Origin of the sequence: Nonomuraea sp. B5E05, assembly GCF_039880665.1 — a bacterium.
In the GTDB taxonomy this organism is placed as follows: domain Bacteria; phylum Actinomycetota; class Actinomycetes; order Streptosporangiales; family Streptosporangiaceae; genus Nonomuraea.
The window spans coordinates 51,877-59,657 of sequence record NZ_JBDPMJ010000038.1 but is presented as its reverse complement, the minus strand read 5'-3'; the positions used below and the strand labels follow the sequence as shown (position 1 = coordinate 59,657).

The window sequence follows — 7,781 nt, the reverse complement described above, 5'->3', positions numbered from 1 at the left end:
CACGTGTTACTCACCCGTTCGCCGCTCGAGTACCCCGAAGGGCCTTTCCGCTCGACTTGCATGTGTTAAGCACGCCGCCAGCGTTCGTCCTGAGCCAGGATCAAACTCTCCAAAAAAGGTCTGAACCTAACCATATAAAAGGAATCCGTCTACCGGCATAAGCCGATATGACGGGGTTGTGCATCATGCACTGGCTTTTAACACACTGTTGAGTTCTCAAGAAACGCACGCATACATCCCCACCAGAATCTTGATTGACTCTAGCGTGGAGGCTCACACTTCGTTTCCTTCAGATTACCCTATCCGGACGATTCTTGTCAAACCGCCCGATCCGGGATCTTCCGGACGTGCCTCGCTTGGAGGCAACCCTGCTAACTTACTCCAACATCCGGTCGTTGTCCAATCGCACGGCTGGACCGCCGAAAGTCGGGGTTTGGTCAGAGGGGTGTCGGGGTTGACTGGCCCCGGCTCAAAAACTGTAGCAGCCCCGACGGGGTCGAAGGTCCGTTCTCAGGTAACGAATGAACCTTCCCTTCGGGGCCGCGGTTCAAACCCCGAGCCGGGCGAGCTGTGCCTCGAGCCGTACGATGTCGGCCGACGCCTGCTCGGCACGGCCCCGCACCTTGGCCACCACGTCGTCCGGTGCCTTGGCCATGAACTGCTCGTTGCCCAGCTTGGCCGCCACCTGCGCGGCCTCCTTGCGGGCGGCCGCGAGGTCTTTCTCCAACCGCTTACGCTCGGCCACGACGTCGATGGCGCCCGCGGTGTCGATCTCCACGGACACCTTTCCGACCGTGAACCGTGCCGTGGCATTGAACGACTCCGGCGGCGTCGTGAGACGCAGCAGCGCGCGGATCGCCGTCTCCTGGCCGGCCAGCGGCGTGCCGGCCAGCCCGAGGCGGGCGGCCACCTTCTGGCCGGGCTTGAGCCCCTGGTCCGAGCGGAACCTGCGCACCTCCGTCACCAGCTCCTGCAGCGCGCCGATCTCGGCCTCGGCCGCGGCGTCGGTGTAGCGGCCGTCGGCCTTCGGCCACGACGCCACGACGACCGACTCGCCACCGGTCACGGCCCGCCACAACTCCTCCGTCACGAACGGCACCAGCGGGTGCAGCAACCGCAACAGTGCGTCGAGCACGTGGCCGAGCACGAGCCGGGTGTGCTCCCGGCCCTCACCGAGCTGGATCTTGGCCAGCTCGAGGTACCAGTCGCAGACTTCGTCCCAGGCGAAGTGATAGAGCAGGTCGGAAGCCTTGGCGAACTCGAACTCCTCGAACGCGGCGTCAACGGCCGTGATGACCGACTGCAGGCGCGAGAGAATCCACCGGTCCGCAAGTGTCAGCTCAGCGTCGTCGAGGGTGCCCACGGTGGCGCCGTTCATCAGGGCGAACCGGGTGGCGTTCCAGATCTTGTTGCAGAAGTTGCGGGAGCCTGCCGCCCATTCCTCGCTCACCGCGACATCGGCGCCGGGGTTGGCGCCGCGCAGCAGGGTGAACCGGGTGGCGTCGGCGCCGAAGCGCTCGATCCAGTCGAGCGGGTCGGCCACGTTGCCGAACGACTTGGACATCTTCTTGCCGTACTGGTCGCGGACCATGCCGTGCAGCGCGACGACACGGAACGGCGGCTCGCCGTCCATGGCGTACAGGCCGAACATCATCATCCGCGCGACCCAGAAGAACAGGATGTCGTAACCCGTGACCAGAACGGAGGTCGGGTAGAAGCGCTCGAGCTCGGGTGTCGAGTCGGGCCAGCCGAGGGTCGAGAACGGCCACAACCCTGAGGAGAACCAGGTGTCGAGGACGTCGGAGTCCTGGGTGTAGCCGGCGGGCGGCTCCTCGTCGGGGCCCACGCACACGACCTCGCCGCCAGGGCCGTACCAGACCGGGATGCGGTGGCCCCACCAGAGCTGGCGGGAGATGCACCAGTCGTGCATGTCGTCGACCCAGTCGAAGTAGCGCTTGGCCAGCTCGGGCGGGTGGATGCGGGTGCGGCCGTCGCGAACGGCGTCGCCGGCGGCCTTGGCCAGCGGCGAGACGTTGACGAACCACTGCAGCGACAGCCGGGGTTCGACCACGGTCTTGCAGCGCGAGCAGTGACCGACCGAGTGCAGGTAGGGCCGCTTCTCCGCGACGATGCGGCCTTCGGCACGCAGGGCGGCGACCACGGCGGGCCGGGCCTCGAAGCGATCGAGCCCCTGGAAAGGCCCATGCGCGGTGATCACGCCGCGCTCGTCCATGACGGTCAGCGACGGCAGCGAATGGCGCCGCCCGATCTCGAAGTCATTGGGGTCGTGGGCGGGGGTCACCTTGACCGCGCCGGTGCCGAACTCGGGGTCGACGTGCTCGTCGGCGACCACAGGGATCATGCGGCCGGTGAGCGGCACCTCCACGAGCGTGCCGATCAGGTGCGCGTAACGCTCGTCGGAGGGGTGCACGGCCACCGCCGTGTCACCGAGCATGGTCTCGGCGCGCGTGGTGGCGACCACGATCTCGTCGGAGTAGCGGATCGAGATGAGCTCGCCTTCGTCCTCGCTGTGCTCCACCTCGATGTCGGACAGCGCGGTCAGGCAGCGCGGGCACCAGTTGATGATGCGCTCGGCGCGGTAGATCAGCCCGTCGTCGAACAGCTTTTTGAAGATCGTCTGCACGGCCCGCGAGAGGCCGGGATCCATCGTGAACCGCTCGCGTGACCAGTCGACGCCGTCGCCGAGCTTGCGCATCTGGCTGAGGATCCGGCCGCCGGATTCCTCCTTCCACTCCCAGACCCGCTCGACGAACGCCTCGCGGCCCAGGTCGTGGCGTGACAAGCCCTGCTTGGCCAGCTCGCGCTCCACGACGTTCTGGGTGGCGATGCCGGCGTGGTCCATGCCCGGCAGCCACAGGGTCTCGTGGCCTTTCATCCGCGCGTGGCGCGTCAGCGCGTCCTGGATGGAGTGGTCGAGCGCGTGCCCGATGTGCAGGACGCCCGTCACGTTGGGCGGCGGAAGGACGATGCTGTACGGCTCGCGTGTGCTGCCCGGGTCGGCGCGGAAGTAGCCTTCGGACACCCAGCGCTCGTAGCTCCGGGTCTCGACGTCGGCCGGTGTGTACTGAGTAGGCAGCTCTGGCGTTGTCACAGTGACCAATTCTAGGGAGACGGGAAAGCGGAACGCCCCATGGTTTGCGACCACGGGGCGTCCGGTGTGAACGACTGCGGCTCAGGCCGACTTTTCGCGCGGGGTGCGCTGCTGCTTGGCGGCGAGCTGGTCGCGCGGGACGAGCGTGGGGATCGCGTGTTCCAGCACCGACTCCCGGGTGATGACCACGCGGGCGACGTCCTGCCTGGAGGGCACTTCGTACATGACGGACTGGAGCACCTCCTCCAGGATGGCGCGCAGCCCGCGGGCGCCGGTGCCGCGCAGGATGGCCTGGTCGGCGATGGCCTCGAGGGCGCCGTCGGTGAACTCCAGCTCGACGCCGTCGAGCTCGAGCAGCTTGCGGTATTGCTTGACCAGCGCGTTGCGGGGCTCGGTGAGGATCTGGATGAGCGCCTCGCGGTCGAGGTTGTGCACCGAGGTGATGACCGGCAGGCGGCCGACGAACTCGGGGATCATGCCGAACTTGAGCAGGTCTTCCGGCATCACGTCGCCGAAGACGTCGGCGGTGTCGACCTCTTCCTTCGACCGGATGATGGCGTTGAAGCCGATGCCCTTCTTGCCGATGCGCGACTCGATGATCTTTTCCAGACCCGCGAAGGCACCGCCGCAGATGAACAACACGTTGGTCGTGTCGATCTGGATGAACTCCTGGTGGGGGTGCTTGCGGCCGCCCTGCGGAGGCACCGAGGCCGTGGTGCCCTCCAGAATCTTCAGCAGCGCCTGCTGCACACCCTCGCCCGAGACGTCGCGCGTGATCGACGGATTTTCGCTCTTGCGGGCGATCTTGTCGACCTCGTCGATGTAGATGATGCCGGTCTCGGCCTTCTTCACGTCGTAGTCGGCGGCCTGGATGAGCTTGAGAAGGATGTTCTCGACGTCCTCGCCGACGTAGCCGGCCTCGGTCAGCGCGGTGGCGTCGGCGATGGCGAAGGGCACGTTGAGCATCTTCGCCAGGGTCTGCGCCAGCAGCGTCTTGCCTGAACCTGTCGGCCCGAGCAACAGGATGTTGCTCTTGGCGAGCTCGAGGCCGTCGTCTCTGCCCCGGTCGCCGGACTGCACCCGCTTGTAGTGGTTGTAGACCGCCACCGAAAGAGCCTTCTTCGCCTTGTCCTGACCGATGACGTAGGCGTCGAGGAACTCGTAGATCTCCCTCGGCTTGGGCAGGTTGTCCCACTTGAGCTCGGAGGACTCGGAGAGCTCCTCCTCGATGATCTCGTTGCAGAGATCGATGCACTCATCGCAGATGTAGACGCCTGGACCGGCAATGAGCTTCTTGACTTGCTTCTGGCTCTTTCCACAGAACGAGCACTTCAGCAGGTCTCCCCCGTCGCCGATGCGTGCCACCCCAGATACTCCTTTGCGTGGGACCGCCCTGCTCACGCGAGCAGTGTCTCCGGACATCCTCCGGACTAGGCCGAACCGCTCAGGTTTCGACGTTACCGTCTTCTGGGCCCTCAGTGAGCCCCCTAGCGGCGAGTCGCACCGGAACGTGCCCTATTGGGCAGCGCTCCGGCGCGTCACGTCTCGTCTAGGAAGCCACGGCCTGAGCTCGCTTCTTCCTGGACGGGATGATGTCGTCGATCAGACCATACGCCTTCGCCTCGTCCGCGTTGAGAATTTTGTCGCGTTCGATGTCCTTGCGGATTTCAGCGGAGGACTTGCCCGAGTGCCTCGCCACGATGTCCTCGAGGAGGGAGCGCATGCGAAGGATCTCGCGGGCCTGGATCTCGATGTCGCTGCCCTGGCCGCCGCCCTCGGTGGACGGCTGGTGGATCAGCACCCTGGCGTTGGGCAGCGCGAATCGCTTGCCAGGGGTGCCGCCGGCCAGCAGCACGGCCGCGGCGGACGCGGCCTGGCCGAGGCAGACGGTCTGGATCTCCGGCCGGACGAACTGCATCGTGTCGTAGATCGCCGTCATGGCCGTGAACGAGCCGCCGGGCGAGTTGATGTAGATGCTGATGTCACGGTCGGGGTCGAGTGACTCCAGCGTCAGCAGCTGGGCCATCACGTCGTTGGCCGACGCGTCGTCGATCTGCACTCCGAGGAAGATGATGCGGTCCTCGAAGAGCTTGTTGTACGGGTTCATCTCCTTCACGCCGTAGGACGTGCGCTCGACGAAGGAGGGGAGAACGTAACGGCTTTCGATGTTCATGTCAGCTCCCCTAGGAGACCGGGCCCTGCGTGGGCACCTGCCGTGCGCTGCGCACCACGTGGTCGATGAAGCCGTAGTCCTTGGCCTCTTCGGCCGTGAACCAGCGGTCGCGGTCGGAATCGGCCTCGATCTGCTCGAGTGGCTGCCCGGTGTGGTGGGCGATCCGCTCGGCCAGCGTCTTCTTCACGTAGAGCATCTGCTCGGCCTGGATGGCGATGTCTGCGGCGGTGCCGCCGATGCCGCCGGACGGCTGGTGCATCATGACACGGGCGTGCGGCAGGCCGTATCGCTTGCCCCTGGCGCCGGCGGACAGCAGGAACTGCCCCATCGAGGCGGCCATACCCATAACGACCGTGGATACGTCGTTAGGCACGTATTCCATCATGTCGTAAATCGCCATGCCCGCACTTACCGAGCCACCCGGCGAGTTGATGTAGAGCGTGATGTCGCGGTCGGGATCGTCGGCCGCGAGCAGCAGCAGCTCTGCGCAGATGCGGTTGGCGATCTCGTCGTTGACCTCCTGCCCGAGAACGATGATGCGCTCGCGAAGCAGGCGCTGGTAAAGCTGGTCCTCAAGCCGGAAGGCGGAGCCGTTCTCACGGCCTCGAGACTCAGGCTGATAGAAGGTCGGCGGGCTGGTCACAGCGTCACCTTCCGATGCGTCGTAATCGATGGGCTTTGCTTGTGACCCTAACGCGCCCGGCCCACAGGTCATGCCCGGTCCCCCGTACTGTTCGCTGACGGCGCAGGTTCGAGCGAATGGTTGCCTGTTACGCTTCTGCGGCTTGTGCGGTCTTCGCCCCTGGCGACGTGGCACGCGTACGGCGACCTCTCTCCGACGTCCTGAGAGGGCGAGCGCCGCGCGATGAGCGCCGGCCCGCCATCCGCAGGGGGCGCGGGCCCTCCTGGCGCCTCACAAGCCGTCTGAGCGCTCCGCCCCTGGGCTGAGGGCGTCCGCGGTCGCGACGGAGCCCCCGGACCGGCGGGTCCAGGGGCTCCGGTTGGCTCGGAGCGTCAGGCGTCGGCCTTCTCGCCGTCGGCCTTCTCGCCCTCGGCGTCCTCTTCCTCGACGGCCTCGCCACCGTTGATCTCGCTGTAGATGCCCTTGAGGTCGACCTCGTTGCCCTCGGTGTCGACCACCTTGGCGGCGTCGCCGAGCACGGACTTGGCCTTGTCACGGACGATCTCGACCATGGCCAGCGTGAGCTGGTCGTTGTCGGCGAGGTGCTTGGCCAGCTCGTTGGGCTGCACGCCCATCTCCATGGCCCGGCGGACCACGAAGTTGGTCAGCTCCTGCTCGGAGACGCCCAGCTCCTCGGCCTTGACGATCTTGTCGAGCACGAAGCCGACCTTGATCGCCTTGGCGGCGCTGGACTCGAACTCGGCGAAGCGCTCCTCCTCCGTCGTCTGGTAGAGGCGGAAGAAGGCGTCACGGCTCAGGCCGCTCTCGGCCACCTGGTGGTCGAGGTTGTGCTTGCGGGCGTCGACCTCGGCCTTGAGCGCGCTGTCGGGCAGCGGGATGTCGATCTGGTCGAGCACGGCGTCGAGCGCCTTGTCGCGGGCCTGCACGACCTGGTCGATCAGCTTGTTGCGGCGAGCCTGCTCGCGGATGCTGGCCTGGAGCTCCTCCAGCGTGTCGAACTCGCTGGCGAGCTGGGCGAACTCGTCGTCGAGCTCGGGCAGGACCTTCTCCTTGACCGACTTGACGGTGATGATCACGTCGGCTTCCTCGCCGGCGTTGTCACCGCCGACCAGCTCGGTCTTGAAGCTCTTCTCCTCACCCGCGGACATGCCTTCGAGCGCGGCGTCGAGGCCCTGCAGCACCGAGCCGGCGCCCACCTCATAGGACACCTCGCTGGCCTGCTGCTCCTCGATGTTCTTGCCGTCGATCTCGGCGCGCAGGTCCATGACGACGAAGTCGCCGTTGGCGGCGGGCCGCTCGACGCCGGTGAGCGTGGCGAAACGCTGGCGCAGCGCGTCGAGCTGGGCGTTGACGTCGTCGTCGGAGACCTCGGCGGAGTCGACCGTGACCTCGACGCCCTGGTATTCGGGGACCTCGAAGTTGGGCCGGATGTCGACCTCGGCGGTGAACTCGATCTGCTCACCGTCATCGATCTTCGTGACCTCGATGTCCGGCTGGCTGACCGGGAACACGTCGACCTCGTCGACGGCCTGGCCGTAGAGCTTGGGCACCGCGTCGTTGAGGGTCTCCTCCAGCACTACCGCCCGGCCGAAGCGCTGCTCGATGATGCGGGCCGGAACCTTGCCAGGCCGGAACCCGGGGACGCGCACCTGCTGCGCGACCTTCTTGTATGCCGCATCCATGCTGGGGCGCAGCTCGTCGAACGGCACCTCGACGGTGAGCTTGACCCTGGTCGGGCTGAGCTCCTCGACAGCGGTCTTCACGGAATGGTCTCCTTGATCAAGCTACGAGTGATCGCGGGCGCGTCTCATCGGTTTCGGCTCACGCGCCGCGCCCACATGAGCGGTGTCGGG

5 protein-coding genes and 1 rRNA gene are annotated in these 7,781 nt (G+C 66.3%); all 6 read right to left on the bottom strand.

All coding sequences use genetic code 11. The annotated features are described in order from the left end of the window. Positions 1-116 (bottom strand): 16S ribosomal RNA (locus tag ABGB01_RS41325); the annotation flags it as partial. A 431-nt stretch (positions 117-547) separates the two neighbouring features. After that, a complete protein-coding gene (locus tag ABGB01_RS41320) occupies positions 548-3,112 on the bottom strand; it encodes a valine--tRNA ligase (RefSeq protein WP_347779382.1) in 2,565 nt (854 codons plus the stop codon). A gap of 81 nt (positions 3,113-3,193) precedes the next feature. After that, entirely contained in the window at positions 3,194-4,477 is a 1,284-nt protein-coding gene (gene clpX / locus ABGB01_RS41315) for an ATP-dependent Clp protease ATP-binding subunit ClpX (RefSeq protein ID WP_132516300.1), read from the bottom strand. Between the two features lie 184 nt (positions 4,478-4,661). Beyond that, entirely contained in the window at positions 4,662-5,285 is a 624-nt protein-coding gene (locus tag ABGB01_RS41310) for an ATP-dependent Clp protease proteolytic subunit (protein ID WP_132516299.1), read from the bottom strand. Positions 5,286-5,295: 10 nt separating this feature from the next. Next, positions 5,296-5,928, bottom strand: a complete 633-nt coding sequence (locus tag ABGB01_RS41305; protein ID WP_132332989.1) for an ATP-dependent Clp protease proteolytic subunit — start codon at positions 5,926-5,928, stop codon at positions 5,296-5,298. A 371-nt stretch (positions 5,929-6,299) separates the two neighbouring features. Next, the gene (gene tig / locus ABGB01_RS41300) at positions 6,300-7,691 is read right to left on the bottom strand and encodes a trigger factor (RefSeq protein ID WP_347779381.1); all 1,392 of its coding nucleotides are present in this window, start codon (positions 7,689-7,691) and stop codon (positions 6,300-6,302) included. Positions 7,692-7,781: the final 90 nt, after the last annotated feature.